The organism is Pseudomonas migulae NBRC 103157 (assembly GCF_002091715.1).
Lineage (GTDB): Bacteria > Pseudomonadota > Gammaproteobacteria > Pseudomonadales > Pseudomonadaceae > Aquipseudomonas > Aquipseudomonas migulae_A.
In genome coordinates this window covers 34,131-61,097 of sequence record NZ_BDAG01000040.1, presented here as the reverse complement: position 1 = coordinate 61,097, position 26,967 = coordinate 34,131, and the positions used below count along the sequence as shown (strand labels likewise).

At 59.6% G+C, this 26,967-nt stretch carries 20 protein-coding genes, 3 tRNA genes and 1 riboswitch; of the genes, 3 read left to right on the top strand and 20 right to left on the bottom strand.

The window, feature by feature from the left end; all coding sequences use genetic code 11:
- Positions 1-36 precede the first annotated feature (36 nt).
- Positions 37-1,479 carry a magnesium transporter gene (gene mgtE, locus PMI01S_RS24950; RefSeq protein WP_017340213.1) on the bottom strand — a complete coding sequence of 481 codons (1,443 nt, stop codon included), beginning with the start codon at positions 1,477-1,479 and terminating at the stop codon, positions 37-39.
- Between the two features lie 320 nt (positions 1,480-1,799).
- Between mgtE and PMI01S_RS24945 the strand changes: the two genes are divergently transcribed.
- A complete protein-coding gene (locus PMI01S_RS24945) occupies positions 1,800-2,318 on the top strand; it encodes a cell envelope protein SmpA (RefSeq protein WP_084322782.1) in 519 nt (172 codons plus the stop codon).
- Positions 2,319-2,337: 19 nt separating this feature from the next.
- Here the strand turns inward: PMI01S_RS24945 and PMI01S_RS24940 are convergent.
- From PMI01S_RS24940 to ltaE, 7 genes are all read right to left on the bottom strand, one after another.
- A tRNA-Arg gene (locus PMI01S_RS24940) sits at positions 2,338-2,414 on the bottom strand.
- A 72-nt stretch (positions 2,415-2,486) separates the two neighbouring features.
- Positions 2,487-2,563, bottom strand: a tRNA-Arg gene (locus tag PMI01S_RS24935).
- Between the two features lie 108 nt (positions 2,564-2,671).
- A tRNA-Ser gene (locus PMI01S_RS24930) sits at positions 2,672-2,762 on the bottom strand.
- A 62-nt stretch (positions 2,763-2,824) separates the two neighbouring features.
- Complete coding sequence (csrA, locus tag PMI01S_RS24925) at positions 2,825-3,013, bottom strand: carbon storage regulator CsrA (protein ID WP_002554426.1); 189 nt, start codon at positions 3,011-3,013, stop codon at positions 2,825-2,827.
- Positions 3,014-3,200: 187 nt separating this feature from the next.
- Positions 3,201-4,442 (bottom strand): aspartate kinase, encoded by a 1,242-nt coding sequence (locus tag PMI01S_RS24920; RefSeq protein WP_031319071.1) that lies wholly within the window; start codon positions 4,440-4,442, stop codon positions 3,201-3,203.
- A gap of 91 nt (positions 4,443-4,533) precedes the next feature.
- Positions 4,534-7,158 carry an alanine--tRNA ligase gene (gene alaS / locus PMI01S_RS24915; RefSeq protein WP_084322781.1) on the bottom strand — a complete coding sequence of 875 codons (2,625 nt, stop codon included), beginning with the start codon at positions 7,156-7,158 and terminating at the stop codon, positions 4,534-4,536.
- Between the two features lie 146 nt (positions 7,159-7,304).
- Complete coding sequence (gene ltaE / locus PMI01S_RS24910) at positions 7,305-8,309, bottom strand: low-specificity L-threonine aldolase (protein ID WP_084322780.1); 1,005 nt, start codon at positions 8,307-8,309, stop codon at positions 7,305-7,307.
- 273 nt (positions 8,310-8,582) lie between these two features.
- Positions 8,583-8,753, top strand: a riboswitch (FMN riboswitch).
- A gap of 102 nt (positions 8,754-8,855) precedes the next feature.
- On the opposite strand from ltaE, the gene PMI01S_RS24905 reads away from it, so the two are divergent.
- Positions 8,856-9,365 carry a 6,7-dimethyl-8-ribityllumazine synthase gene (locus PMI01S_RS24905; RefSeq protein WP_084322779.1) on the top strand — a complete coding sequence of 170 codons (510 nt, stop codon included), beginning with the start codon at positions 8,856-8,858 and terminating at the stop codon, positions 9,363-9,365.
- Between the two features lie 111 nt (positions 9,366-9,476).
- Here the strand turns inward: PMI01S_RS24905 and astE are convergent, their stop codons facing one another.
- The 7 genes from astE to PMI01S_RS24870 all read right to left on the bottom strand — a co-directional run bounded on the left by astE (position 9,477) and on the right by PMI01S_RS24870 (position 17,376).
- Complete coding sequence (gene astE / locus PMI01S_RS24900; RefSeq protein ID WP_084322778.1) at positions 9,477-10,487, bottom strand: succinylglutamate desuccinylase; 1,011 nt, start codon at positions 10,485-10,487, stop codon at positions 9,477-9,479.
- A gap of 12 nt (positions 10,488-10,499) precedes the next feature.
- Entirely contained in the window at positions 10,500-10,787 is a 288-nt protein-coding gene (locus tag PMI01S_RS24895) for a hypothetical protein (protein WP_008033108.1), read from the bottom strand.
- 19 nt (positions 10,788-10,806) lie between these two features.
- Positions 10,807-12,153 (bottom strand): N-succinylarginine dihydrolase, encoded by a 1,347-nt coding sequence (gene astB / locus PMI01S_RS24890; protein ID WP_084322777.1) that lies wholly within the window; start codon positions 12,151-12,153, stop codon positions 10,807-10,809.
- A 183-nt stretch (positions 12,154-12,336) separates the two neighbouring features.
- Positions 12,337-13,806, bottom strand: a complete 1,470-nt coding sequence (gene astD, locus PMI01S_RS24885) for a succinylglutamate-semialdehyde dehydrogenase (protein WP_167362966.1) — start codon at positions 13,804-13,806, stop codon at positions 12,337-12,339.
- Positions 13,803-14,828 carry an arginine N-succinyltransferase gene (gene astA, locus PMI01S_RS24880; RefSeq protein ID WP_084322775.1) on the bottom strand — a complete coding sequence of 342 codons (1,026 nt, stop codon included), beginning with the start codon at positions 14,826-14,828 and terminating at the stop codon, positions 13,803-13,805. Before astA ends, astD begins: the two co-directional genes overlap by 4 nt.
- 70 nt (positions 14,829-14,898) lie before the next feature.
- On the bottom strand, positions 14,899-15,918 hold the full coding sequence (gene aruF, locus PMI01S_RS24875; protein ID WP_025112905.1) for an arginine/ornithine succinyltransferase subunit alpha: 1,020 nt from the start codon (positions 15,916-15,918) through the stop codon (positions 14,899-14,901).
- A gap of 237 nt (positions 15,919-16,155) precedes the next feature.
- Complete coding sequence (locus PMI01S_RS24870; protein WP_084322774.1) at positions 16,156-17,376, bottom strand: aspartate aminotransferase family protein; 1,221 nt, start codon at positions 17,374-17,376, stop codon at positions 16,156-16,158.
- A gap of 287 nt (positions 17,377-17,663) precedes the next feature.
- On the opposite strand from PMI01S_RS24870, the gene PMI01S_RS24865 reads away from it, so the two are divergent.
- Positions 17,664-22,379, top strand: coding sequence for a dermonecrotic toxin domain-containing protein (locus PMI01S_RS24865; protein WP_084322773.1), 4,716 nt, complete (start codon positions 17,664-17,666; stop codon positions 22,377-22,379).
- Positions 22,380-22,412: 33 nt separating this feature from the next.
- On the opposite strand, the gene argR is transcribed toward PMI01S_RS24865, so the two are convergent.
- The 5 genes from argR to PMI01S_RS24840 all read right to left on the bottom strand — a co-directional run bounded on the left by argR (position 22,413) and on the right by PMI01S_RS24840 (position 26,930).
- Entirely contained in the window at positions 22,413-23,393 is a 981-nt protein-coding gene (gene argR / locus PMI01S_RS24860) for a transcriptional regulator ArgR (RefSeq protein ID WP_084322772.1), read from the bottom strand.
- A gap of 234 nt (positions 23,394-23,627) precedes the next feature.
- Entirely contained in the window at positions 23,628-24,392 is a 765-nt protein-coding gene (locus PMI01S_RS24855; protein WP_008154324.1) for an ABC transporter ATP-binding protein, read from the bottom strand.
- 27 nt (positions 24,393-24,419) lie between these two features.
- Entirely contained in the window at positions 24,420-25,544 is a 1,125-nt protein-coding gene (locus PMI01S_RS24850) for a M14 family metallopeptidase (RefSeq protein ID WP_084322771.1), read from the bottom strand.
- Position 25,545: 1 nt separating this feature from the next.
- A complete protein-coding gene (locus tag PMI01S_RS24845) occupies positions 25,546-26,244 on the bottom strand; it encodes an ABC transporter permease (RefSeq protein WP_084322770.1) in 699 nt (232 codons plus the stop codon).
- Positions 26,241-26,930, bottom strand: coding sequence for an ABC transporter permease (locus PMI01S_RS24840; protein WP_017340229.1), 690 nt, complete (start codon positions 26,928-26,930; stop codon positions 26,241-26,243). The genes PMI01S_RS24845 and PMI01S_RS24840 overlap by 4 nt, the downstream gene beginning before the upstream one ends.
- Positions 26,931-26,967: the final 37 nt, after the last annotated feature.

Genomic DNA, 26,967 nt, shown 5'->3' with positions numbered 1-26,967 from the left:
AAACCCGCCGATGGCGGGTTTTTTTACGTCTGGAAATCAGAGCAGGAAGATGGTCGCCAGCCCCAGGAAGATGAAGAAACCTCCGCTGTCGGTCATGGCGGTGATCATCACACTGGCACCCATCGCCGGATCGCGCCCCATCTTCGCCAGGGTCATGGGAATCAACACGCCCATCAACGCTGCCAGCAACAGGTTAAGCGTCATGGCGGCGGTCATCACCACGCCAAGCGACCAGCTGCCGTACAACATGTAGGCGACAACACCAATCACGCCACCCCACACCAGGCCATTGATCAGGCCTACGGCCAATTCCTTGCGCATCAGGCGTGACGTGTTGCCGGTGCTCACCTGATCCAGCGCCATGGCGCGAACGATCATGGTGATGGTCTGGTTACCGGAGTTGCCACCAATACCCGCTACGATCGGCATCAATGCCGCCAGCGCCACCAGCTTCTCGATCGAGCCTTCGAACAAACCGATCACGCGGGAGGCAATGAACGCGGTGATCAGGTTCACCGCCAGCCAGGCCCAGCGGTTACGCAGGGATTTCCAGACCGACGCGAAAATATCTTCTTCTTCCCGCAGACCCGCCATGTTGAGAACTTCGTTTTCGCTCTCTTCACGAATCAGGTCGACCATTTCATCGATGGTCAGACGGCCGATCAGCTTGCCGTTCTTGTCGACCACGGGCGCCGAGATCAAGTCGTAACGTTCGAACGCCTGTGCGGCATCGTACGCATCCTCGTCCGGGTGAAAACTCACCGGATCGCTGGCCATGACTTCCGAAACCTGTTTTTCCGGGTCGTTGACCAACAGACGCTTGATCGGCAACACGCCCTTGAGCACGCCGTCGTAATCGACCACAAACAGTTTGTCCGTGTGGCCTGGCAGTTCCTTGAGGCGGCGCAGGTAACGCAATACCACTTCGAGACTGACATCCTCACGGATCGTCACCATCTCGAAGTCCATCAGCGCACCGACCTGCTCCTCGTCATAGGACAACGCGGAGCGAACGCGCTCACGCTGTTGACCATCGAGGGTTTCCATCAGCTCATGGACGACGTCGCGCGGCAGTTCGGAAGCCAGGTCAGCGAGTTCGTCGGCGTCCATGTCCCTGGCCGCAGCCAGGAGCTCGTGATCGTCCATGTCGGCGATCAGGGTTTCACGAACCGAATCGGAGACTTCGAGCAGGATGTCGCCGTCGCGATCAGCCTTGACCAATTGCCACAGCGTCAGACGATCGTCCAGCGGCAAGGCTTCAAGGATGTAGGCGACGTCGGCGGAGTGCAGGTCATCGAGCTTGCGTTGCAGCTCGACCAGGTTTTGCCGGTGAACCAGGTTCTCGACCCGGTCGTGATGCGGGCCTTCCTGACGATGAGTCAGGTCTTCGACCACCCGCTGACGCTGCAACAGCTCAACGACTTGAGCCAGGCGGTCCTGCAGGCTTTCTTGCGTTTTCTTTACTTCAACTTCGGACATAGGCGAACTCCACTCCCAGCAGCGGGGCACGCCGGAAGGATCAATCAGTCAATTCATGATTGGAAAAACGGTTTACTGAGTTACTACTGGGTAAGTCCATGGAGGTATTCCACAAGCCCCGGCGGGGCTGACGGGCGCAATGATACACCGCCCGACGGTTTTAAACGTTAAAAAATCTCGGCTGAAACAAGCGCTTGCGAGACAAACCTGAGCGCCATCCTGATCCATGAAAATGCGACGACTCATTCTGAAAAGAAAACACACCGCCGCTGAAAAATGTAACGGCTACCCTTGAGTCAGACCGTCATGGAGGACGTTTGATGCTTTTGAATGCACAGTATTTTTTGCTGATCGCCCTGCTCTGCCTGCCGCTCAAGGCCCTTGCTGCAACCGTTCACCGATGTGAGGCTGCCAACGGCCGCATTACCTTCACCACATTGAGCTGTGCGGCGGGTGACAGCCTTTCACTCCAGGATGTGCGCACCTTTACACCCGGCAGCACGGTAGCCCTCATGCCTGAAGCGGACACGCTCGAAACATCACGTATGAAATTCAAAAGGAGGGAGCCGACGGTCGTCGGCCAGACCGAGGACAAATGCGGGAACGTGATTGACGCGCGGGAGCGACGGGAAGCGATCATCAATCAACGGGTGGTTGCCGGCATGAGTCAGCAGGATGTCGAAAGCGCACTCGGCAAACCTGACAAGATCACGGTGCGCAATTCGACAACAAGCTACCGTTACGACACCAAGCGGGGTCGCAGTGCTCACGTCGAGTTCGATGAGAAAGGATGTACACGGGGAAAAGCCAAATCCCAGACGGCAAAAAGCCCGCGTTAAACGCGGGCTTTTTGGTGTTTGGTGCACTCGACAGGATTCGAACCTGTGACCGCTCGGTTCGTAGCCGAGTACTCTATCCAGCTGAGCTACGAGTGCAATTTGTGTTTTTAGACCAGATCACAACTGGTTGAAGCAGAGTAGCTCACATTACTGCAAACAACTCTTAAATGGTGCACTCGACAGGATTCGAACCTGTGACCGCTCGGTTCGTAGCCGAGTACTCTATCCAGCTGAGCTACGAGTGCATTTGTTGCCGCGCATTATAGGCCGTCGAATCTTTTTGTAAAGCGCTTTTTTCTAGTAATTTCAACAACTTACCGAAGAAGCCAGATTACAACGTACTACGCAAATAATGGCGGAGAACGGGGGATTCGAACCCCCGACACCCTTTTGAGGTGTACTCCCTTAGCAGGGGAGCGCCTTCGGCCACTCGGCCAGCTCTCCGCAACACGGGGCGTATATTAACCAGCTTCTTCCCCGTTTGCAAACATAAAAAACGATAAAAATTAATGGCTTGGTTCTTCGTCCTTCTCTTTCTTTATACGCAGGTAAATTTCCTCACGGTGGACCGCAACCTCTTTCGGGGCGTTGACACCGATACGCACTTGATTTCCTTTAACGCCGAGCACGGTCACGGTGATTTCGCCATCACCAATAATCAGGCTTTCTGCGCACCGACGAGTCAGAATCAGCATACCTTTCTCCTCACGCATTTCATTTCAGGGACAACAGTCTGCAAAAAAAAGGCACTCGACCTACAACCTGAACGGTCGCAGCCCTACATGCCTGAGTATTGACTAGCGCGGGCAAAAGAACAGCTTCGAGCCACACCATTCAAAAAAACAAAAGGGCGCGGTCAGACCGCGCCCTTCGGCTAACGCATCACTCGCCCTGTCGGGCCGGCGCGTCCAGTTCGAAAGCCGTGTGCAGAGCGCGCACAGCCAGTTCCAGGTACTTCTCTTCGATCACCACGGAGACTTTGATTTCCGAGGTCGAGATCATCTGGATGTTGATGCTTTCTTTCGCCAGGGATTCGAACATGCGGCTGGCTACGCCTGCGTGGGAGCGCATGCCGACACCGACGATCGAGACCTTGGCGATCTTGATGTCGCCAACGACTTCACGGGCACCGATCTCGCGAGCAGTGTTTTCCAGCACGGTTTGCGCGGCCTGGAAGTCATTGCGGTGCACGGTGAAGGTGAAGTCGGTGGTGTTATCGTGCGCAACGTTCTGCACGATCATGTCGACTTCGATGTTCGCGGCGCTGATCGGGCCGAGAATCTTGAATGCAACGCCCGGGGTGTCTGGCACGCCACGGATGGTCAGCTTGGCTTCATCGCGGTTGAAAGCGATGCCGGAAATGATCGGCTGTTCCATGGTTTCCTCTTCATCAATAGTAATGAGGGTGCCCGGACCCTCCTTGAAGCTGTGCAGTACGCGCAGCGGAACGTTGTACTTGCCGGCGAATTCCACCGCACGGATCTGCAACACCTTGGAACCGAGGCTGGCCATTTCCAGCATCTCTTCGAAGGTGATCTTGTCCAGGCGCTGAGCCACGGACACCACACGCGGGTCGGTGGTGTAGACGCCGTCGACATCGGTGTAGATCTGGCATTCGTCAGCCTTCAAGGCCGCCGCCAGCGCCACGCCGGTGGTGTCGGAACCGCCACGACCGAGGGTGGTGATGTTGCCGTGCTCGTCGACGCCCTGGAAACCGGCGACAACCACCACACGACCTGCTTTCAGATCACCACGAATCTTCTGGTCATCAATCTGCAAGATACGCGCTTTATTGTGTGCGCTGTCCGTCAGAATCCGCACCTGGTTGCCGGTGTAGGACACCGCTGGCACACCGCGCTTGATCAGCGCCATGGCCAGCAGGGCAATCGTCACCTGCTCACCGGTGGAGACAATCACATCCAGCTCACGCGGAACCGGTTGGCCGTCGCCACTGATTTGCTTGGCCAGATCGATCAGACGGTTGGTTTCGCCGCTCATTGCAGACAGCACAACCACCAGGTCATCGCCGGCATCGCGGAATTTCTTAACCTTGTCGGCGACCTGCTCGATTCTCTCGACAGTGCCGACCGAGGTGCCTCCAAATTTCTGTACGATCAAAGCCATTTCAAAGCCGCCTCTGCCCATGAAGGGCGCCCAAATTATCACTCAAACAGCGTTCCGGCCCGCCACTAGACCGCGGGCCGGACACACTGCCTTATAAACCCTGCTCTACAAATGGAACGGTCAGGGCCAATGCGGCATCCAGTGCGCCAGCGTCAGTACCACCGCCCTGCGCCATGTCCGGACGACCACCGCCCTTCCCGCCCACTGCCGCAGCGGCTTGCTTCATCAAATCACCGGCTTTGAGTTGGCCAGTCAGGTCTTTGGTTACGCCTGCAACCAGAACGACCTTTTCCTCATGGACACTGCCGAGCAGGATCACTGCGCGGCCGAGTTTGTTTTTCAGTTGATCGACCAGCGCCAGCAGCGCCTTGGCGTCCTGACCGTCCAGACGCACGGCCAGCACTTTCACGCCTTTGACGTCCAGGGCAGAGGCCGACAGATCGTCGCCCGCCGCGCTGGCCGCCTTGGCTTGCAACTGCTCGAGTTGCTTCTCCAGCAGACGGTTGCGCTCCAGCACAGCCGACAACTTGTCGATCAGGTTGTCGCGGCTGCCCTTGACCAGGTTGGCCGCTTCCTTGAGTTGTTCTTCGGCAGCGTTCAAGTATGCCAGCGCGGCCGCGCCGGTGACCGCTTCGATACGACGCACACCGGAAGCCACGCCGCCTTCGCTGATGATTTTCAGCAGGCCGATGTCGCCGGTACGGTTGGCGTGGATGCCGCCACACAGTTCGACGGAGAAATCGCCGCCCATGCTCAGCACGCGCACATTGTCGCCGTACTTCTCGCCAAACAGCGCCATCGCGCCTTTCTTCTTGGCGGTTTCGATGTCGGTTTCTTCGGTTTCAACGGCGGAGTTCTTGCGAATCTCGGCGTTGACGATGTCTTCCAGCGCTTTCAGTTGTTCGGGCTTGATGGCCTCGAAGTGGCTGAAGTCGAAGCGCAGGCGCTGACTGTCGACCAGTGAGCCTTTCTGCTGAACGTGGTCGCCCAGCACTTTACGCAGCGCGGCGTGCAGCAGGTGAGTGGCCGAGTGGTTCAGCGACGTCGCGTGACGTACGTCGGCTTCAACGTGGGTTTCCACCGGAGCGCCGATCAGCAAGCTGCCCGAAGCCAGTACGCCGTGGTGCAGGAATGCGCCGCCGGTTTTGGTGGTGTCACGCACGTCGAAACGGCCGCTGCTCGATTGCAGATAACCGCAATCGCCGATCTGACCGCCGGACTCAGCGTAGAACGGGGTCTGATCGAGAACGACCACGCCCTCTTCGCCTTCGCTCAGAACGTCGACCGACTGCCCGTCTTTATAGAGAGCAACGACTTGCGCCGAACCACTGGTGGCTTTGTAACCGGTGAATTCGGTGGCCACGTCAACCTTGACCAGGCTGTTGTAGTCCATGCCGAAGGAACTGGCGGAACGGGCACGGACGCGCTGGGCTTCCATTTCGCGCTCGAAGCCTTCTTCGTCGATGGTCAGGCTGCGCTCGCGCGCGATGTCGCCGGTCAGGTCCATCGGGAAACCGTAGGTGTCGTAGAGTTTGAACACCACGTCGCCCGGCACCACGTCGCCTTTGAGCTCGGCCAGATCCTGCTCGAGAATCTTCAGGCCATGTTCCAGGGTCTTGGAGAACTGCTCTTCTTCGGCTTTCAGCACGCGCTCGATGTGCGCTTGCTGGGATTTCAGCTCAGGGAACGCTTCGCCCATTTCGGCGACCAGGGCCGCAACGATCTGGTAGAAGAAGCTGCCCTTGGCGCCCAGTTTGTTGCCGTGACGGCAGGCGCGACGGATGATCCGGCGCAGCACGTAGCCGCGGCCTTCGTTGGACGGCAGCACACCGTCGGCAATCAGGAAACCGCAGGAACGAATGTGGTCGGCCACGACTTTCAGGGAAGCCTGAGCGTCGTTGGTGCAGCCGATGGCCTTGGCCGATGCGTTCAGCAGGCTCTGGAACAGGTCGATTTCATAGTTCGAGTGAACGTGCTGCAACACGGCACTGATCCGCTCCAGGCCCATGCCGGTGTCGACCGACGGTGCTGGCAGCGGGTGCAACACGCCGTCGGCGGTGCGGTTGAACTGCATGAACACGTTGTTCCAGATTTCGATGTAGCGGTCGCCGTCTTCTTCCGGCGAGCCTGGAGGGCCGCCCCAGATGTCGGCGCCGTGATCGTAGAAAATCTCGGTGCAAGGACCGCACGGGCCGGTATCGCCCATGGTCCAGAAGTTGTCGGACGCGTAAGGCGCGCCTTTGTTGTCGCCGATGCGAACCATGCGCTCAGCTGGAACGCCGATTTCCTTGGTCCAGATGTCGTAGGCCTCGTCATCGCTGGCGTAGACCGTGACCCAGAGCTTTTCTTTCGGCAGGTTCAGCCACTTGTCGGAGGTCAGGAAGTTCCAGGCGTAGGTGATCGCATCACGCTTGAAGTAATCACCGAAGCTGAAGTTGCCCAGCATTTCGAAGAAGGTGTGGTGACGGGCGGTATAACCGACGTTTTCCAGGTCGTTGTGCTTGCCGCCGGCGCGCACGCATTTCTGGCTGGAGACGGCGCGGGTGTACGCGCGCTTTTCCTGGCCCAGGAAGCAGTCCTTGAACTGGTTCATCCCCGCGTTAGTGAACAGCAGGGTTGGGTCGTTGCCCGGAATCAAAGAGCTGGAGGCTACACGGGTGTGGCCTTGCTCTTCGAAGAAGCGAAGGAAGGCTTCACGGATTTCTGCGCTTTTCATTAGGTTCTTCCACGGAGGCTGCGGCCAAAGGCCTGTGCGAAACGTCAACAGACGAAGCGACGGCAAAGGGCCGCATTATATCGGCCCTGCGCGCGGGGTACAGCGTGTTTATACGATAGAAACGGTCAATTGGACGGCTAACGCGGTCAGTTGCGCGAAAACTCGACGAATGTCGCGACGACTTTCTCGATTTGCGCGCGACTGACGTCCATATGCGTGACCATTCTAAGGCGACTGGCAGCGCTCAACTTGATCCCGCGCTCGGCGGCAAAGGCTTTGATCGCCTCGGCCTTATCGCCCATTTGCACATAAACCATGTTGGTCTGCACCGGCTCGACGCTGTAACCGGCCTTGCGTAACCCATCGGCCAAAAACTGTGCATGGGCGTGGTCATCGGCCAGACGGTGAATGTTTTTATCCAGGGCATACAAAGCTGCCGCTGCCAGAATACCGGCCTGGCGCATGCCGCCGCCGACCATCTTGCGCAGGCGTCGTGCCTTGCCGATCAGCTCCACCGAGCCGCACAGCACCGAACCGATCGGCGCGCCCAGGCCTTTGGACAGGCAGACCGAGACCGAATCGAAATACTGCGTGATTTCACGGGCATCGACACCCAGTTTGACGGCGGCGTTATACAGCCGAGCGCCGTCCAGGTGCAGGGCCAGACCGTGTTCACGGGTGAAGTTGCGAGCCCGGGCCAGGTATTCCAGCGGCAGAACCTTGCCCTGCATGGTGTTTTCCAGCGCCAGCAAGCGGGTACGAGCGAAATGGAAGTCGTCCGGCTTGATCGCTGCGGCGACCTGCGAAAGATCCAGCGAGCCATCAGCCTGCACCTCCAGCGGCTGAGGCTGGATCGATCCGAGCACCGCCGCACCGCCACCTTCGTACTTATAGGTGTGGGCCTGCTGGCCGACGATGTACTCGTCACCGCGTTCGCAGTGGGCCATCAGGCCCAGCAGGTTGCTCATGGTGCCTGTCGGAACGAACAGCGCCGCGGCAAAACCCAGTCGATTGGCAAGTTCGGCTTCCAGTCGATTGACGGTCGGATCTTCGCCGTAGACGTCGTCACCGGTGGCTGCGTTGGCCATCGCGTGGAGCATCCCTGAGGTCGGTTGGGTGACGGTGTCGCTGCGTAGATCGATAACGCTCATGAATCTGGCCTCGGTAAGCAGGGGGAAATCCCGTTCAGGATGGAATTACTGCGGTCATGGCGACGAATAATCAACCCTTGGACGAGGAAAATACGTCTAAATCCCTGTGGGAGCGGGCTTGCTCGCGAAGGTGGTGTGTCAGTCGACAAGATTGTGAATGACACATCACCTTCGCGAGCAAGCCCGCTCCCACAGGGTTTCGCGTCGACTTTGGCCATGCACGGCCAGGAAATATGTGTTAAAAACGCTGCGCCGCCAGACAATCTGACGGCAAAACGTTCTCAGGGCGGGGTGCAACTCCCCACCGGCGGTAATTGCGCGCAATGCGCATAGCCCGCGAGCGCTTGGCGACAGCACGGCTTCGGCGGTGACTGGCGACAAGGTCAGCAGACCCGGTGTGATCCCGGGGCCGACGGTCATAGTCCGGATGAAGAGAGAACGGGATTGGCGCCAAAGGGCCGTCCGCGGGCATTCGTGCGAGCGTGCGTACCCTTAAATCCCATTCGATTCATATGCCCTGTTTTTTACATAAACAGGAGTCAGAACATGCAACCCACCGCAATCGACAGCAAAAGCAAAAACCATCAGGGCGAGCGCGTTGCGTTCATCCAGGCCTGCTGGCACAAGGAAATCGTCGATCAGAGCCGTAAGGGCTTCGTCGCCGAAATGATTGCCCAGGGTTATCAGGAGTCGGAGATTGATTTCTTCGAAGTCGGCGGCGCCTTTGAAATTCCACTGCACGCCAAACTGCTGGCCAAATCCGGTCGTTATGCCGGCATTGTTGCCGCGGGCCTGGTGGTTGACGGCGGGATCTACCGTCACGAGTTCGTCGCCCAATCGGTGATCAGCGGCCTGATGCAGGTTCAGCTGGAAACCGAAGTGCCGGTGTTCTCGGTGGTGTTGACCCCGCACCACTTCCATGCCGGCGAAGAGCACCAGAAGTTCTTCTTCGAGCATTTCGTGCATAAGGGTCAGGAAGCGGCGAAGACGTGTGCGGATACGTTGCAGAAGATGCGTGTGTTGCGTCGCAGCGAACACCGCGCGGTAGCCGTCTAAACGCAAACCCTGTAGGAGCCGGCTTGCTGGCGATGGCGGCCGAACAGTCGCTGAAGATGTGACTGTTCGATGGCTATCGCCAGCAAGCCGGCGCCTACAAAGGTTTCATATTCAGGCGAGGTTTTCGTCGGTGGTCGGCACGATCAGGATCCCGGCACGCAGGCCATTTTTCACCTTGGGGTTCGGGAAGATGATCCGGGCGCCCTCTTCCTCGATGATCCAGCGGGTCTGGGCGATGTCTTCGGCCAGCAGATAACCCACTTCCAGTTCCGAAAAGTTTTCGATGTCCGCCGGCAGGTTCAGGCGGAAGCTGTCGCTGTGCTTGATGATTTCCCGCGCCACACTGAACAGCTGCAACCCATCCAGCGCCGCTTCGGTCAGTTCTGGCTCGGTGCCTTCGATGATCTGTTTAAGGCGGGTTTCCAGCAGGGAGACGTTGACGCCGTCGTTCTGCCCGAATGGCCGCGCCTTGCCCAACTCCAGGGTGAAAGACTCGGCGCCGAGCTTGTCGTAGGTGTAGGAACTGAAAACGATGGACGGCTTGTTTTGCAACAGCACCGCTTCCATACCGGCAGCACGCAGGCGAGCCAGTTCCTGACGGGAATGCTGGCGATCTTCTTTCCACGGATAAAGGGCAAATTGCTCGATTTTCGAGCCGCGAATCGCCGTGTGCAGGTCGTAGTGCAGGCGTTCACGATCCGGCAGGCTGAAGAAACTGGCCGCCAGCCGCTCCAGTTCACAGGCGCGCAGGGCTTCGGAACCGCTGGTTTGTTCGTGACGGCCGTTGAACAGCCGGTTGACGTCCTGCTCGACGAAGCGCTCGCCTTTGCGAATCGCCTCCGGGTTGCCGAACAGGAACAGAATGCGTGCGCGCGGCTTCAAATCACCGCGGGCGATGTCGTGCAACAGGCGATCAAGCAACTCGATCGGCGCTGTTTCGTTGCCATGGATGCCGGCTGACAGCAGCAGGTCCAGGCCGTTGTCCCGAGCTTCAGGTGGCCGGACTTCCAGCGCACCTTCGCTCAACCATCGCATCCGCACGCCTTCGACAGTCAGTTGAGTCTTCTCCGCCGGTTCGCGGCCGGCGAGGGTCAGTTCAAGCAATTTGCCGAGGGCGAGCATAGAGCGGTTTCCTTAGTGGTCGTGTGCGCAATCCGGGCCGTGCACGTGGTCTTCGTCACCGACTTCAGCCGGCTCCATTTCCAGTTGCAGACTTACCAGATTAGTCGCCAATGGGCGCAGCAGCAGGTTTGCGTATTCAGCGTCACCTTCTTCGACGTCCACGCCGATCAGCAGTTGGCCGCGGCCGTCGTGCTGAATCCACAGCTCTTTGCCTTGCCAAATGACCGCGACGCGGGTGCAGGACGTTTCCAGTTGCGTGCCGTCGGTGTCTTCAAGGATCAGCTGCAGGGTATCGCTCATGTGTTTACGCTCTCGGCTTTCAATTGATCTGGAATGGATAAACCGCGCCCAGTTTAAGGATTTGCGTCAGTTCATCCAGTGCCGTCCGGCACTCAAGCAGCAATTGCGGGTCCGCGAGATCGTTTTCGGTCATGCGGTCGCGGTAGTGCTTGTCGACCCATTCGGTCAGCGTGCCGTACAACGGTGCCGTCATGATAACCCCTGGGTTGACGGCCGCCAGTTCGGTTTCGTTGAGGGCGACGCGCAAACGCAGGCATGCCGGGCCACCGCCGTTCTGCATGCTTTGCTTCAAATCAAACACTTTGACTTCGCGGATCAGGCCGCCAGAACTGGTCAGGCTTTGCAGGTACTGCCAGACGCGATCGTTGCCACGGCATTCTTCCGGCACGATCAACAGCATCGAGCCATCAGGACGCGACAGCAGCTGGCTGTTGAACAGGTAGGAACGCACCGCGTCTTCCACGGTGACCGCAGAACGCGGAACGCAGATCGACTGGAATTTCCCGCCGACCTTGGCGAGCTTGCCTTGCAGCTCGGCCAGCATCTGGTCGGTGTCGAGGAACGCGTCCTCGTGATAGAACAGCACTTCGCCGTTACCCACCGCGATCACGTCGTTGTGGAACACGCCCTGATCGATCACCAACGGGTTCTGCTGGGCAAAGACCACGCCGTCATCGCTCAGGCCGTGCAGACGGGCAACGGCTTGCGAGGCTTCGAGGGTCTGGCGCGCCGGGTATTTCTGCGGTGCCGGGTAGCGGGTGTCGAACGCGCTGCGACCGAACACAAAGAACTCGACGCCGGCTTCACCGTATTCACGGCAGAAACGGGTGTGGTTGGCCGCGCCTTCATCACCGAACTGCGCCACGGCCGGCAACGCGGCATGGTGAGCGAAGTGTTTCTGGTCAGCGAACATCGCGCCCAGCACGCGACTGGTGGTCGGGTGCTCGATGCTGCGGTGGTATTTGCAGTTGAGATTGGCGGCGGTGAAATGCACGCGACCATCGGCGGTGTCGGCACTCGGGCTGACCGTGGCGGCATTGGCCACCCACATGCTCGAGGCCGAGCAGCTGGCGACCAGCAACGGCATCGCGTCTTTGGCGGCTCGCTCGATCACTTGCGCATCGGTGCCGCTGAAACCCAGGCGACGCAAGGCAGCGACATCAGGACGCTCTTGCGGGGCCAGCACGCCTTGCTGAAAGCCCATTTCCATCAGCGCTTTCATTTTCGCCAGGCCTTGCAGCGCGGCTTCCTTCGGGTTCGAAGACTGCTGGCTGTTGCTCTGGGACGCGACGTTGCCGTAGGACAGGCCGCCGTAGTTATGGGTCGGCCCCACTAGACCGTCAAAATTGACTTCATAGGATTTCATCAGCGAGGCTCCACGAGAATCTGTTGTTATAGGCATCAGTAACTAACTGTTCAGTGCGACCGAGTCGCGGCCATCGCGGGCAAGCCCGGCTCACACAGGTTCGGAGGTGTTCATACACTTTGTGTCCGATGCAAATCCTGCGGGAGCGGCGGTGCGACGATTCGACTTGCCCGCGATTGGGCATCACGCCATCTTCACGCCAGGCGTAAGGGCCGCTGGCAACGTCAGGCTCGGCGTTTCCAGCGAAGCCACCGGGTACGCGCAGTAATCTGCCGCGTAATAGGCGCTGGCGCGATGGTTGCCCGAGGCGCCGATGCCACCGAACGGTGCGCTGCTCGCTGCACCGGTCAGCTGTTTGTTCCAGTTGACGATACCGGCACGGCTTTCCAGCCAGAACTGCTGATAACGCGCTTGGGAATCGGACAACAAACCGGCTGCCAGACCATATTGGGTGTCGTTGGCTTCTGCGATCGCCGCCTCAAAGTCAGCGTAGCGGATCACTTGCAGCAATGGACCGAACAGCTCTTCATCAGGGCGATCGACCACGGCCGTCACGTCCAGGATGCCGGGGGTCAGCAACGCGGCTTGTACCTGAGGCTGAGTCATTTCCAGCAGCGCTACGGCGCCATTGGCCAGCAACTGCTCCTGCGCATCCATCAGGGCTTTGGCAGCGCCCAAGGAAATCACCGAGCCCATGAATGGTGCCGGTTGCTTATCGAAGGCTCCGACTTCAATGCTCGAACTGACCTCCACCAGGCGTTCCAGCAACGTGTCGCCCCAGGCGCCTTGCGGCACCAGCAAGCGGCGGGCACAGGTGCAACGCTGACCGGCGGAGATGAACGCCGACTGAATGATGGTGTAAACCGCAGCATCAAGATCAGCCACTTCGTCGACCACCAGCGGATTGTTACCGCCCATCTCCAGCGCGAGGATCTTGTCCGGATGACCGGCGAACTGCTGGTGCAGATGATTGCCGGTGCGGCTCGAACCGGTGAAGAACAAACCGTCGATGCCCGGATTCGCCGCCAGGGCGATACCGGTTTCGCGAGCGCCTTGCAGCAGGTTCAACACGCCTGCCGGCAGACCGGCTTCGATCCAGCACTTGACCGTCAGCTCGGCGACTTTCGGGGTCAGCTCACTCGGTTTGAACAGCACGCTGTTACCGGCCAGCAGTGCCGGCACGATGTGGCCGTTGGGCAAGTGGCCCGGGAAGTTGTAAGGACCGAACACCGCGACCACGCCGTGTGGCTTGTGGCGCAACACAGCGGTGGCGTCGCCCAGCGGGCCGCTCTTCTCGCCGGTGCGTTCACGGTAGCTCTGCACCGAGATCGCAATCTTGTTGACCATGCTGGTCACTTCAGTCGCCGATTCCCACAGCGGTTTACCGGTTTCTTCACCGATGCAACGCGCCAGCTCGTCAGCGTTGTTTTTCAGCGCTGCGGCAAAAGCCTCCAGCACGGTGATGCGTTCATCCAGGGTGCGACGGGCCCAGGCCGGAAACGCCTGACGCGCAGCTTGCACGGCCGATTCAACCTGAGCGGCGGTAGCGCCCTCGCCGGCCCATAGAACTTGCTGGGTCACCGGGTTCAGCGACTGGAAGGCTTCGCCCTGACCGGCCAGCCATTCACCTGCGATGTATAGCGAATTCATTATTTCGACTCCCGAGCAGCAGACAACGGAACGGCGCGAACCTGATCGCCGGCGTTGAGTTGAAGACGTTTGGCGGTCAGCGGATCGACCACCAGCGTACCGGCGGCAAGACGTGCGGGAGCGGCAGTGATCCGGCAGTCTTCGCGCTTGCGGTTGTGAATGATGAATGGCGTGGCGTCGTCACCCGGCGTGCCAACGGCCAACACCAGCGCCTGACTGTCTCGCACAGCGCGGATCTTGCCGGTTTCGCATTCGATGGCCGGGCCGGCGTCGAAAATGTCGACGTAGCCCTGATAGCTGAAACCTTCGCTCTTGAGCATGGCCAGCGCCGGCTCGGTGTCCGGGTGAACCTGACCGATCACGTTACGCGCATCCGGCGACAGGAAGCAGGTGTACAGCGGGAATTTCGGCATCAGTTCGGCGATGAACGCCTTGTTGCCCACGCCCGTCAGGTAATCGGCCTGGCTGAATTCCATTTTGAAAAAGTGTCGGCCCAGGCTTTCCCAGAACGGCGAACGCCCTGCTTCGTCGGAGACACCGCGCATTTCGGCAATGATCTTGTTGCCGAACAATTGCGGGAACTCGGCGATGAACAGCATTCGCGCCTTGGACAACATGCGGCCGTTGAGGCCCGTGCGGTAATCGGCGTGCAGGAACAGCGAGCACAATTCAGAGTTGCCGGTCAGGTCGTTGGCCAGGAACAGCGTCGGGATTTCGCGATAGATGTTCAGCTCTTGCGAAGCGCTGACCGTGAGGCCGACCCGGAAGTTGTACCAAGGCTCACGCAAGCCAACGGCGCCGGCAATGGCGGAAATCCCCACCACGCGGCCGTCGTCGTCTTCGAGCACGAACAGGTAATCCGCGTCGCCCCGCCCGGCTTCGCCGCGAAAGGTCTTCTCGGCCCAGCCGACCCGATGGGCCAGACGTTCTTCGTTGGCCGGCAAGGTGGTCAGGCCGGTGCCGGTGCTGCGGGCCAGGTCGATCAGAGCGGGTAAATCGCTGCTGCGTACGGGACGAACGATCATGCTATCTCCTCAAACGGGCCGCTTGCGCCACCCGCGAAACTCTCTGCTTTTCAAGCATTAAAAGCAGTCGTTAAACCGCCACCAGGCGCACGCTCGCACCTTCACCGACGCCCAGGGCTTCGGCTGCTTCCAGGTCCAGGGTCACGGGTTTGCCCGGCGCGTAATCGAGCTCGAGCAACACGGCGCGGTAATCCTGCAACTGGGCGTTGGCCACCAGGTACTGACGACCGGCGCCCTTGACCGGCTCGCCGATTTTCACCGGGACTACACGGCTCTGGGCGATCGAACGGATCCCCGAAACACGCGCATGCAGGGTCGGGCCGCCGTCGAAAATGTCGATGTAGTGATCGGTCTCGAAGCCTTCGCGCATCAGTATGTCGAAAGTGATCTGCGCCCGAGGGTGCACCTGGCCCATCGCCTCTTGCGCGGAGTCCGGCAGCAGCGGCACGTAGATCGGGTAATGCGGCATCAGCTCGGCGAGGAACGTCCGGCTCTTCAGACCGCACAGGCGCTCGGCTTCAGCGTAGTTAAGGTCGAAGAAGTTGCGACCAATGGCGTCCCAGAACGGCGAGTCGCCATTTTCGTCGCTGTAACCGACGATCTCGGTCACCACGGAATCGGCAAAGCGCTCCGGATGGCTGGCCACGAACAGCAAGCGGCCACGGGAATTGAGCTCGGCCCAAGGCGATCCCACCAGCTCGCGCTGCACGTAGAAACTGGTCAGCAAGCTGTTGCCGGTCAGGTCGTGGCACTGGGAGAGCACGTGAATCTTGTTATGAATCTTCAGCTCACGGGAAGCGTGCACGAAGGTTTCATTGCGGAAACTGTAGAACGGCTCCGAATAACCGGCCGACGCCACGATGGCCGAACAGCCCACCAGTTTTCCGGTGGCGGTGTCTTCGAGGACGAAGAAATAGCTCTCCTCACCGTTGAAGCTCACTTCAGCGGCGAACGAGGCTTCGCTCGCGGCAATCTTGTCGCTCAGGCGCTCAACGTCATCCGGCAAGGAAGTGACACCAATCGGGCTGTCCGCAGCCAGACGCTGTACCTCGCCCAGATCAGCCATTTGCGCGGGGCGCATCACCAGCATGGTGTCACTCCTTAATCAGAAACAAGTCGACCCGTTTGGTCGACGTGGGAAAAAAACCGGGTTGGCGCTGAAACACCGTTGTAGGAGCCGGCTTGCTGGCGATGCGACCGGTTGATCGCCGCAAGGCTTTCGGGCCTCATCGCCAGCAAGCCGGCTCCTACAGGGGGAATGCGTCAGGGCGAACCCGGCATAAAAATTGGGTTCGACGCCTGAAATCATCAGGCGTCGAAGGGTCTATCAGGCTTGTGTCAGTTTCGCCGCAGCGCGTTCGAAACGGTCCAGACCTTCGTCGATGTCCGCATCTTCCACCACCAGGCTTGGCGCAAAACGCACCACGTCCGGGCCGGCTTGCAGCACCATCAGGCCTTCACGTTCGGCAGCGTTGAAGATGTCCTTGGCCTTGCCTTTCCAGGCATCGCTCAGCACACAACCGATCAACAGGCCCATGCCGCGGACCTTGGTGAACAGGCCGTATTTTTCGCCGATCTGCTCCAGGCGCGCCTTGAACTTGTCGTGCTTGGCCTTGACGCCAGCCAGCACTTCAGGGGTGTTGATCACGTCAATTACCGCTTCGGCGACTGCACACGCCAGCGGGTTGCCGCCGTACGTGGTGCCGTGGGTGCCGACGACCAAGTGCTTGGCCAGGTCTTCGGTGGTCAGCATCGCCGCGATCGGGAAACCGCCGCCCAGGCTCTTCGCGCTGGTCAGGATGTCCGGGACCACGCCGTATTGCTGGTAGGCGAACAGCTTGCCGGTACGGCCCATGCCGGTCTGCACTTCGTCGAAGATCAGCAGCGCGTTGTGCGCGGTGCAGAGGTCACGGGCGCCTTGCAGGTATTGGAGTTCGGCCGGGATCACACCGCTCTCGCCCTGGATCGGTTCCAGGACCACAGCGCAGGTCTTGTCGGAAATGGCGGCTTTGAGCGCGGCCAGATCGTTGTAGGGCACATGGGTGATGCCAGTGATTTTCGGACCGAAACCGTCGGAATACTTCGACTGGCCACCGACGTTCACGGTGAACAGGGTACGGCCGTGGAAGCTGTTGAGCGCGGCGATGATTTCGTACTTCTCGCTGCCGAACCGATCGAAACCGACACGACGGGCCAGCTTGAAAGCGGCCTCGTTGGCTTCGGCGCCGGAGTTGCAGAAGAACGCACGCTCGGCAAAGGTCGCGTTGATCAGCTTATGCGCCAGGCGCAGGGCCGGCTCATTGGTGAACACGTTGGAAACGTGCCACAGCTTGTTTGCCTGTTCGGTCAAGGCAGCGACCAGCGCAGGGTGTGCATGACCCAATACGTTTACGGCAATCCCGCCGGCGAAGTCGATCAGCTCGCGACCAGACTGGTCCCAAACGCGGGAACCGGCGCCACGCACAGGAATGAAAGCGGCTGGCGAATAGTTGGGAACCATTACCTGGTCGAAATCGGCGCGTTCTACCGCAGCGTGCTCAACGGACATCGGAGTCTCCTGAAGAGGAACACTCGCCTGAAACTGGCGAGCTTGGTGAGGATTGTAAGGACAGTTTTCAGCCCGGCCTTGCCGCCAAGCGACAACTTCTTATAGCGCAAACCCCGGATTTTCCCGGGTTTACGGCAATGCGACATATACCGTCGCAAAGGCGCAGTTTAAACCGGCGGCACAGGTTACAGGCAGGCTTGTCGACCGATGCGGTAAATATGTACCGCACGTCATGCGTCATCGTCTGTTTTCCTTGGCTTCCATCCAGACGCTAAGGGACTAGCGCAATGATTCAGCATGAACCCGAGCTTATTGCTCAGCCAGACGCGCATTTCCAGCATGCGTTCAACAATCTGCCCGATTGGGTCTTGAAAGCATCACCCGCAACACGCATGGCACTGAAAAGCGCCCGCATTGAAGTACCTGACTGGCACGCTACGGCGACCCGCCAGCAACACCTGGCACTAAAAACCGCCAGCGCGACACACCTTGTCCAGCGCAATCGACTGGAATCAATGCTGGATAACCTGCAGAACGCCCAGGAGTTTGCCGAACCGCTTCTGCGTGACGCGCTGAAAACCCGCTTCGGCCTGGACCTGGACGTCAAGACGACCTTCCTGCGCCTGTACATCCCGCAAACGATCCCATGGTTCCCGATCAAAACCGGTGCTGCGCGCACCTGGACGGTTTCACTGCTCGACGCGGCGCTGCACAACTTTCAGGATTCGGAGACCGAGGCGGATGCTTATGAGTCCGCCTCGACGTTCATCACCCAACCTTCGCCCACGGGACAGTTCGATACATTGCCGGCGATCAAGCGCCGACTCTCCATTCAGGGCTTCGCAAGGTTGTGCAGGGAACTGGATATCGGCGCTCAGTACGAGACTTACCTCAAAGACAATCTGGGGTTTACCAATCCGGTCGCAGGCGCGGTGTTGAAGGCGGGCGTCATTGCGACGCACAAGGCTGCCCTTCGATCCGCACTGCAACTGGCTCTTGCCCGCAAAGATGTGCCGATCGATGCGTATCGCTCGATTCTCGACATCGTCGAGGGCCACGAAAACGTGTGGCTGGACAACTGGCGGCTGCACTGTAATGACTTGAGCATGATGTCCTCATTGCTGACCGGCATCGTCATTTTCGCGCCGAAGCTTGAACTCAGATCGCAAGCATCGCGGATCATTGTTTACATTCCCGACGATCCGGAACATCCGCTCAAACAGTACCCCGACACCCTGTCGTTCATGACAGACCTGACCCGCAAACTGCGCTCGCCCACCTACCAGACATTCTTCAGCCGCTTCGTCGACCACCCGCAAAGGGGTTACTTTTTCGCCGACCTCAACCGCCGGCTCAGTACCGTGACCTGGCATGAACACCAGCATGGCGATCCACTGCCGAGCTGGCGCGACACGCCCATCGACAAGCCCAACCTGCAGTTCGCGGTGACTCCGATAAAAGCCGGCCTGTGGACTTACCTCTATCAACAGCAACTGAACAAGATCCTCAATGACGCGCGCTCCGTCGCGGTCTCGACCGCCAGTGCCGACCGAACCGCGCGATGGGCGGTGTGGGACGCCTTCAGTCGTGTCGCCAAAACGATTCTTGAAGTGGCGTCGTTCGTGGCCCTGCCTTTTGTTCCGTTCCTGGGTGAATTGATGCTGGCCTACATGGCCTACCAAGTGCTCGACGAAACCTTCGAAGGCATCATCGATTGGGCCGAAGGCCTGAAAACAGAAGCCTTCGAACAGCTGATGTCGATCGTCGAGACCGTGGTTCAGCTCGGAACCTTCGCCGTGGGCGGTGCCATGGCGGCCGGTGCGTTCAACCGACTCCTGTCGCGCGAAACGCTGGAGTTGATCGCGCCATTGAAAGCCATCCAGCCAACCGTGGGCAAAACCCGATACTGGAGACCGGATCTCGCGCCTTACGAGCAATCCGTCGCGCTGCCTCCGCAAGCCAGACCCGATCATCTGGGCCTGTATCAACATGAGGGCAAAACGCTGCTGCGCCTCGAAGACACGCTCTATCGCGTCAAACCGGATAGCGAGACCGGTCAATTCCAGATCGAGCATCCGAAGCGCGATGATGCTTACCAGCCTCCCCTGCGACACAACCAGCATGGCGCCTGGCAGACCGCATTGGACCAGCCCCTGACGTGGGACCGGGAAACCGTGCTGCGCCGCCTCGGCTACAGCGTCGAATCATTCAGCGGCGCCGAGCGCGAGCAAATCCTGCAGATCAGTGGCTTCCACGACAATGTGTTGCGCGAAATGCACGTCGAAAACCTCCGCCCGCCCTCGCTGCTGACCGACACGATCAAGCGTTTCAAAATCGACCGGGACATTCAGGCCCTGGTCGAGCAAACCGGCAGCGACCATCCCGAACGCTATCAAGCCTTGAACCAGCGCAAGTCGCTGTTCGAATCGCGCTACCGCGAACAGGAAAAAACCGATGATCCGCAGGTTCAACTCCTGCTCGGCGAAGTACCCGGCTTACCGACAGACATTGCGCAAGAACTGGTGAGCAACACCACCGGCACCGAGCTGATGCAACTGCACGACGGCCGAGTGCCTCAGCGTCTCAAGGACGTGGCACTCAAAGCCATGGAGGCGGTACGCGTCGCCAGAGCTTACGAAGGGTTTTACATCGAGGACATGGACACGACAGACACCCATCGTCTGGCACTGCACAGCCTCGAATCGCTGCCCGGCTGGCCTGCTGATTTGCGCATCGAGGTCAGGGAGTATTCCCATGACGGGACCTTGCGCGACAGCATTGGCCAGACCGACGCCCCCACTCTCAGGACAGTGGTGCACGCGGAGGACGGCACTTATCAGGTCTACGAGAATGCGGCATTGGCTGGCGACTTTTATCAGGCCATCCTCACGGCGTTACCGGACGCTGAACGGGACGCGCTGGGTCTTTCAATCGACGACGGCCCGACATTCAAACAACGGATTGCCGAGCACGCGCTGAGCAAACCGGAGTTGCGCACACTGCTTGTAAAACATCCCCATCGGAAACCGTTCTATGATCCGACGACCATGCGCCTGCCCGGAGGTACGCAGGGGTACAGTCGCAATGCCGGCCCGATGCCGACCCTCAATGACAGGGTTCGCGAGGTGTATCCGAGCCTGAACACCGAGGAACTCCAGTCCGTCGTCGCGCATTTGCAACGCCACCCTGATGGCGCTCGCGTAGAGCTTTCCCGTCTCAGCCGGGAACTCGAGCGCCTGCATGTAGAGCTGGAAGCCTGGGTAAATGCCTCCCCCCAACTGCACCCCGAGACCGGGCTTCCACTGAGCGACCTGCAACGTCAGGCCCAACAGCACAATCGTCGCCTGTTGGCTCAGGAAATCCAGCGCAGCTGGCGTCGTCAATCCCCCCGGGACCTGGACTTTCCTGGAAGCAATGAACGTTATGTACTGAGGTTCGAGGAGCCGATTCTCGGCGAGCTGCCCGTTCTGAGCGCCGACTTCAGCCACGTCTCAATGCTTGCCCTCGAAGGCCATCATGCGGAACAAGGCATTCACGGTTTTCTGTCACGCTTCACGCATCTGCGTCGCCTCGACTTGCGCCGTTTCTCCCTGACCACCCTGCCCGACGCCATCCCGACAATGACAAACCTGGATGCATTGGTGCTCAACGAATGCCGCATCAGGTTTGACGCCGTCGCTTGGTCAAAACTGTCCTCATTGAAAAAACTGGTGATGCTGGACCTGTTTCGCAATCCTTTCGACACAGCCCCCGATATCGACTCACTCCCTGAGCTCGTGCACCTGGATTTGAGCGAAACCGGCCTGACGGGAATTCCCGGTACCGCCCTGCACCACCCGACGCTCGACACCCTCATGCTGACAAACAACAACATCACCGAACTGTCTCCCGAGCTGTTCGAGAGTCCGATATGTGACAAACGAGGCGTGCACCTTTCGCACAACCCGCTGACCGCAAGCGCACGGCAACTCGTCAAACTTCATTACCTCGAAACCTCCTACGATTTGGGCGTCTATGCCCCCGAGGCGGATATCGAGCGAGTCAGGGCGCTCTATCCGCATATGGAAATCGAGCAGGCCAGCGAGTTCGTCTACGAACTGCCTGGCACTCTGGAAAATGGCCGGGCAGAGCTGACCTTGCTGGAATCAGAACTTGCCCGGTTGAGCAATGATCTGTCTGCCTGGACAGCCGATTTGCCGCCGCTTCATCCGGTGACGGGCGAACCGTTCAATGCTTTCCAATTGTTTGCCGAGCAAGCAAACCGCGACGCGTTCAAGGATTCGCTGGAGCGGTGCTGGCGACACGAGACCGAACTGGATGATTTCAATGATGCACTTGAGCCAACGTTTGAACTGACCATCAATTACCCCATCAATGGGGAACTGCCGACAATCAGCGCCGACTTCAGTCATGTGTCAGCGCTAGAGCTGCAAAGTGTTGGTGGCGTTACGCGCATCGGGCGTTTCCTGGAGTCCTTCCCCAACCTGAAGAGCCTGAGGCTGCGTGACTACTACCTCGGCAATATTCCGCAAGCGGTGTTCAAGATGGGTCGACTGAGGTCTCTGTCGCTTCCCAACTGTCGCGTCAGTTTGTCAGCAGAATCGGTCAGCGCGCTGGCCGGAATGGAACTGCTCGACTATCTCGACCTGGGGTACAACGCTCTCGGATACACGCCCGATCTGAGTCAGATGCCGGGCCTGGCCACGGTTCTGCTCAATGACACCGGTCTCACAGAAATACCCAATGGCCTGCTGCAACTGACGGACCTGGACTGGGCTGACCTGAGCACCAATGCAATCACCGAAGTGCCCAGCGACCTGATGGAGTTACCCGTGGAGGTAGCAGAAAACATCACGCTGAGAAACAACCCGCTCTCGGAGGAAAGCCTGTCGAGGCTGATCAGCTACTACGAACGCTCGCGCGTGGACTTTAGCGTGGAAGAGGTGATCAACCAGGGTCAAATGGAGCTTTCCACCTCTGAAAGCTCCGAGATCGAGGCATAAATCAGTGTTTGGTTGCGGGCACGGAAGGCTTATTCACCCACGCTCGGACGGCACCGACGACAACTCGAACGGACTGCTGCTGCGCCGCTGGTTGCGATCTTCCCGCGGCGTGGCGCCGAAGAAGTTGCGATAGGCGCTGGAGAAATGCGGCCCCGAAGAGAAGCCACACGACAGGCCGATCTGGATGATCGACTTGCTGGTTTGCATCAACATCTGCCGGGCCTTGTTCAGGCGCAGTTCCAGGTAGTACTGGCTCGGCACGCGGTTGAGGTATTGCTTGAAGATGCGCTCCAGCTGCCGACGGGACACGCACACATGCTGGGCGATTTCGTCGGTGGTCAGCGGCTCTTCGATGTTGGCTTCCATCAGCAACACCGCCTGGGTGAGCTTCGGATGGCTGGAACCGAGGCGATTCTGCAGCGGAATGCGCTGGCGTTCACCGCCTTCACGGATGCGTTCGACCACCAGTTCTTCGGACACGGCGCCGGCGAGTTCAGCACCGTGATCACGGGCCAGCACGGCCAGCAACAGATCGAGTACCGACAAGCCGCCGCACGCGGTCAGGCGATCGCGATCCCAATCGAACAGATGACTGGTGGCGATGACTTTCGGGAAACGCTCGGCGAAATCGTCCTGCCAGCGCCAATGCACGGCGGCGCGATAACCATCGAGCAAACCGAGCTGCGCCAACGAGTAGACACCGGCCGACAGACCGCCAATCACGCAACCGGCACGCACCAGTTGTTTCAACGCACTGCTGAGCGCCGGCGCGAGCGTGGTCGGCGGCTCATCGGCGAGCAGGAACAGTTTCTGGAAGTTTTCGAGCTTGCCGGTCCAGGGTTCACCCGGCAATTGCCAGGCGCCTTCGGCCGGCGGTTCGGCCTGCAAGAACGACAGTTCGTAGACCACGTCCGGATGCACACGCTGGGCAACACGCAAGGCCTCCTCAGCCAGCGTAAGCGTCAGTGCTTTAGTGCTGGGCCAAATCAGGAAACCAATTCGATGGGCAGTCATGGGCGAGCGATCCGAAGCGAAGAACAGTGATGAAGGCATGGGCCAATGCTAGCCCGGAAACGAACACAAATCTCAAAACCTGTAGGAGCCGGCTTGCTGGCGATAGCGGCGGGCCAGTTTGCATATCCGGCACAGACATACCGTCATCGCCAGCAAGCCGGCTCCTACAGGGATAGGGGCCAGCCTTTAGGTTGCGAAGCATGCACTATCCCGGTGCGCAACGGGAGTTCGGTTTTACTTGAGGCTGCCCGAGAGGAATTGTTGCAAACGCTCGGACTGCGGATTGACCAGCACTTCACGCGGGTTGCCGCTTTCTTCGACGACACCTTTGTGCAGGAACACCAGCTGGTTCGACACTTCACGGGCGAAGCCCATTTCGTGCGTGACCACCACCATGGTCCGGCCTTCCAGCGCCAGGGCCTGCATCACCTTCAGCACGTCGCCGACCAGTTCCGGGTCGAGGGCCGAGGTCGGTTCGTCGAACAGCATCACCTCAGGCTCCATCGCCAGCGCACGGGCAATCGCCACGCGCTGCTGCTCGCCGCCGGACATGTGGCCCGGGTAGGCGTCTTTACGATGCGCCACGCCGACTTTGTTCAGGTAGTGCTCGGCCTTCTCGCGGGCTTCAGCCTTGGACATGCCGAGCACGTGGACCGGCGCTTCCATGATGTTTTCCAGCGCAGTCATGTGCGACCACAGGTTGAAATGCTGGAACACCATCGACAGGCGCGAACGCATGCGTTGCAGCTGTTTCGGGTCGGCGGCCTTCAGCGCACCATCCTTGTTCGCCACCAGCTTCAACTCTTCGTTGTTGAGCAGGATCTTGCCGGCGTGCGGCTGCTCCAGCAGGTTGATGCAGCGCAGAAAGGTACTTTTGCCGGAGCCACTGGAGCCGATGATGCTGATCACATCGCCAGCCGCCGCTTTCAGGGACACGCCCTTGAGCACTTCGTGACTGCCATAGCGTTTATGCAGGTCTTGGACTTCAAGTTTGTACATGCGGTCGGTTCTCACAAAAACAGTCAGTCAGTCGTTGAGCAAGCGCCCGTGACGCAGCGCTTCGCGCCCCGCCACCTTGGCCAGCCAGAAACCGGGTTGGGCATAACGCAGCCGTTCAATGGCAAACAGCACCCCGGACGTACCAGCACACACCGTGCTGACCCGATCCGATAACGGATCGATCACTTCGAAAATCTCATCGCCGGCTTCGATCCACTCGCCGGGTTTACGCAAGAAACTGATCACGCCCGGATGCGGCGCAAACAGCAATTCAGTGCCTTCGAACGGCATGCCTTCGCAAGCTTCTTGCGCAGGCTTGGGCCATTCGCCACTGATCAGGCCTTGCTCGGCAAGAAACGCGAGAATGCCTTCAGCGTAAGCGCAGGCGTCAGCGCGACCGGTGTCGGCCTGCCCCCCTAATTCAATGGTAGTCGCCAGACACGCCAGTGGAATCTGCGCGTCCGGGAACTGACGCGACAAACGCAGCCACGGCAGCGAGCACGCTTCGTCGAAAGAGCTGCCACCGGAATCTTCCGCCAGCAACCCCACCTTCACATTCAGGTGCGCGGCGAGCGAACGCCATTGCGGCCAGTGTTGCGGCAAGGCGTACATGTGCAGCGCTGCTTCGGCGTCGCAATGCAGATCAAGCACGACGTCGGCGCTGCAGGCATGGCTGAGCAGCACGCGCTGCATGCCTTGCAACTGGCTGCTCGCCTCCGGCAATGCCGCCAGGTGATCGCTCATGGCCTGACGGATCAAGCGGATATTGGCGTGCGGATCATCGCCCAGGTGCCCTTCCAGCTCGGCGGCCACTGGCGCGCTCAGCTCGACGAAGTCCCGGTTGAAGTTCTTGCCGCTACCGGCTTCGAAACGACCTTGGTGATTGCCTTGAAGCAGTTGACCGAGACCCAGTGGATTGGCCACCGGCACCAGCTCGATCACACCGTTGAGCAAGCCTTGGGCTTCGAGCTCGGTCAGGCGCTTTTTCAGCTCCCAGGCCGTGCGCATCCCCGGCAATTCATCGGCGTGCAGGCTGGCCTGGATATAGGCCTTGCGCCCGCCACTGCGCTCCCTGTTGCCAAAACAGAACACCGAAATCTGGCGTTCGCTGCCCAGGTGGCTCCACGGCAATGCATGATCGATACGTTCCATATCAGTGCTTCCGCGGGGCCAGGTAGCCCAGCCAGCGGCGCTCGGCCAGTTTGAACAGCTTCACCAGAATGAAGGTCAGGCACAGGTAGAACACGCCGGCGGTGATGTAGGCTTCGAACGGCAGGTAGAACTGAGCGTTGACCGTGCGCGCGGCGCCGGTGATGTCGATCAGCGTCACGATGGACGCCAGACTGGTGGTCTGCAACATCATGATCACTTCGTTGCTGTACTGCGGCAGCGCGCGGCGCAGGGCCGATGGCAGCAGAATCCGCTTGTACATCTTGAAGCGCGACATGCCCATCGCCTTGGCCGCTTCGATCTCACCGTTCGGCGTAGCGCGCAGGCTGCCGGCGATGATTTCCGCGGTGTAGGCGCTGGTGTTGATCGCGAAGGCCAGGCACGCACAGAACGTCGCGCTGGACAGCCACGGCCACAGGAAGCTTTCACGTACCGCTTCGAATTGCGCCAGCCCGTAGTAGATCAAAAACAGCTGCACCAGCATCGGCGTGCCGCGGATCACGTAGGTGAAGAGCCAGGCCGTCATGTTGACGACTGCGTTCTTCGAGACGCGCATCAGCCCCAGCGGCAAGGCCGCCAGCAGACCGAAAAACAGCGACAGCGCGAGCAATTTGAGGGTGGTTACCAGGCCGCCGAAGTACAGCGGCAAGGCCTCCCAAATGACGTTGTAGTCGAAGATCATAGATCAGCCGCCCTTACGCCTACCGAGTAGCGCTTCTCAAGGTGACGCAATGCCAGCAACGAGACACTGGTGATCACCAGGTACATCGCCGCCACTGCGAGGAAGAAGGTGAAAGGCTCGCGGGTGGCATCTGCCGCCTGCTTGGCCTTGAACATCATGTCTTGCAGACCCACCACCGAAATCAGCGCGGTAGCCTTGGTCAGTACCAGCCAGTTGTTGGTGAAGCCCGGAATCGCCAGACGAATCATCTGCGGCACCAACACCCGGAAGAACACCTGAAAACTGCTCATGCCGTACGCCATGCCGGCTTCGGCCTGCCCCTTCGGAATCGCCATGAAGGCACCACGGAAGGTTTCCGACAGGTACGCACCGAAGATGAAGCCCAGGGTGCCGATACCGGCGGCCAACGGGTTCAGATCGATGTAATCGTCATAGCCCAGCATCGGTGCGACGCGGTTGAGCAGGTCCTGACCACCGTAGAAAATCAGCAGGATCAGCACCAGGTCGGGAATCCCGCGGATCACCGTGGAATACAGATCGCCCAGCCAGGCCAGCCAGCGCACCGGGGAAAGACGCAGCGCAACGCCGATCAGCCCCAGAAGGATGGCCAGGGCCATGGACGACAAGGCGAGCTGAAGCGTCAGCCATGCGCCATCGAGGATGACAGCCCCGTAGCCTTTCAACATGATTCAGGTCCTCGAAAGTTGGGATGAAAAAATGGCG

Excerpts from the sequence above, each read along its gene's own strand:
- ltaE (WP_084322780.1), bottom strand. The coding sequence starts at position 8,309 with ATGAGCGTTATCGATCTACGCAGCGACACCGTCACCCAACCGACCTCA.
- PMI01S_RS24855 (WP_008154324.1), bottom strand. The coding sequence starts at position 24,392 with ATGTACAAACTTGAAGTCCAAGACCTGCATAAACGCTATGGCAGTCAC.
- alaS (WP_084322781.1), bottom strand. The coding sequence starts at position 7,158 with ATGAAAAGCGCAGAAATCCGTGAAGCCTTCCTTCGCTTCTTCGAAGAG.
- PMI01S_RS24845 (WP_084322770.1), bottom strand. The coding sequence starts at position 26,244 with ATGATCTTCGACTACAACGTCATTTGGGAGGCCTTGCCGCTGTACTTC.
- aruF (WP_025112905.1), bottom strand. The coding sequence starts at position 15,918 with ATGCTGGTGATGCGCCCCGCGCAAATGGCTGATCTGGGCGAGGTACAG.
- astE (WP_084322778.1), bottom strand. The coding sequence starts at position 10,487 with ATGCTCGCCCTCGGCAAATTGCTTGAACTGACCCTCGCCGGCCGCGAA.
- PMI01S_RS24870 (WP_084322774.1), bottom strand. The coding sequence starts at position 17,376 with ATGTCCGTTGAGCACGCTGCGGTAGAACGCGCCGATTTCGACCAGGTA.
- PMI01S_RS24865 (WP_084322773.1), top strand. The coding sequence starts at position 17,664 with ATGATTCAGCATGAACCCGAGCTTATTGCTCAGCCAGACGCGCATTTC.
- PMI01S_RS24850 (WP_084322771.1), bottom strand. The coding sequence starts at position 25,544 with ATGGAACGTATCGATCATGCATTGCCGTGGAGCCACCTGGGCAGCGAA.
- astA (WP_084322775.1), bottom strand. The coding sequence starts at position 14,828 with ATGATCGTTCGTCCCGTACGCAGCAGCGATTTACCCGCTCTGATCGAC.
- argR (WP_084322772.1), bottom strand. The coding sequence starts at position 23,393 with ATGACTGCCCATCGAATTGGTTTCCTGATTTGGCCCAGCACTAAAGCA.
- mgtE (WP_017340213.1), bottom strand. The coding sequence starts at position 1,479 with ATGTCCGAAGTTGAAGTAAAGAAAACGCAAGAAAGCCTGCAGGACCGC.
- PMI01S_RS24920 (WP_031319071.1), bottom strand. The coding sequence starts at position 4,442 with ATGGCTTTGATCGTACAGAAATTTGGAGGCACCTCGGTCGGCACTGTC.
- PMI01S_RS24895 (WP_008033108.1), bottom strand. The coding sequence starts at position 10,787 with ATGAGCGATACCCTGCAGCTGATCCTTGAAGACACCGACGGCACGCAA.
- PMI01S_RS24945 (WP_084322782.1), top strand. The coding sequence starts at position 1,800 with ATGCTTTTGAATGCACAGTATTTTTTGCTGATCGCCCTGCTCTGCCTG.
- PMI01S_RS24840 (WP_017340229.1), bottom strand. The coding sequence starts at position 26,930 with ATGTTGAAAGGCTACGGGGCTGTCATCCTCGATGGCGCATGGCTGACG.
- csrA (WP_002554426.1), bottom strand. The coding sequence starts at position 3,013 with ATGCTGATTCTGACTCGTCGGTGCGCAGAAAGCCTGATTATTGGTGAT.
- astB (WP_084322777.1), bottom strand. The coding sequence starts at position 12,153 with ATGAAATCCTATGAAGTCAATTTTGACGGTCTAGTGGGGCCGACCCAT.
- PMI01S_RS24905 (WP_084322779.1), top strand. The coding sequence starts at position 8,856 with ATGCAACCCACCGCAATCGACAGCAAAAGCAAAAACCATCAGGGCGAG.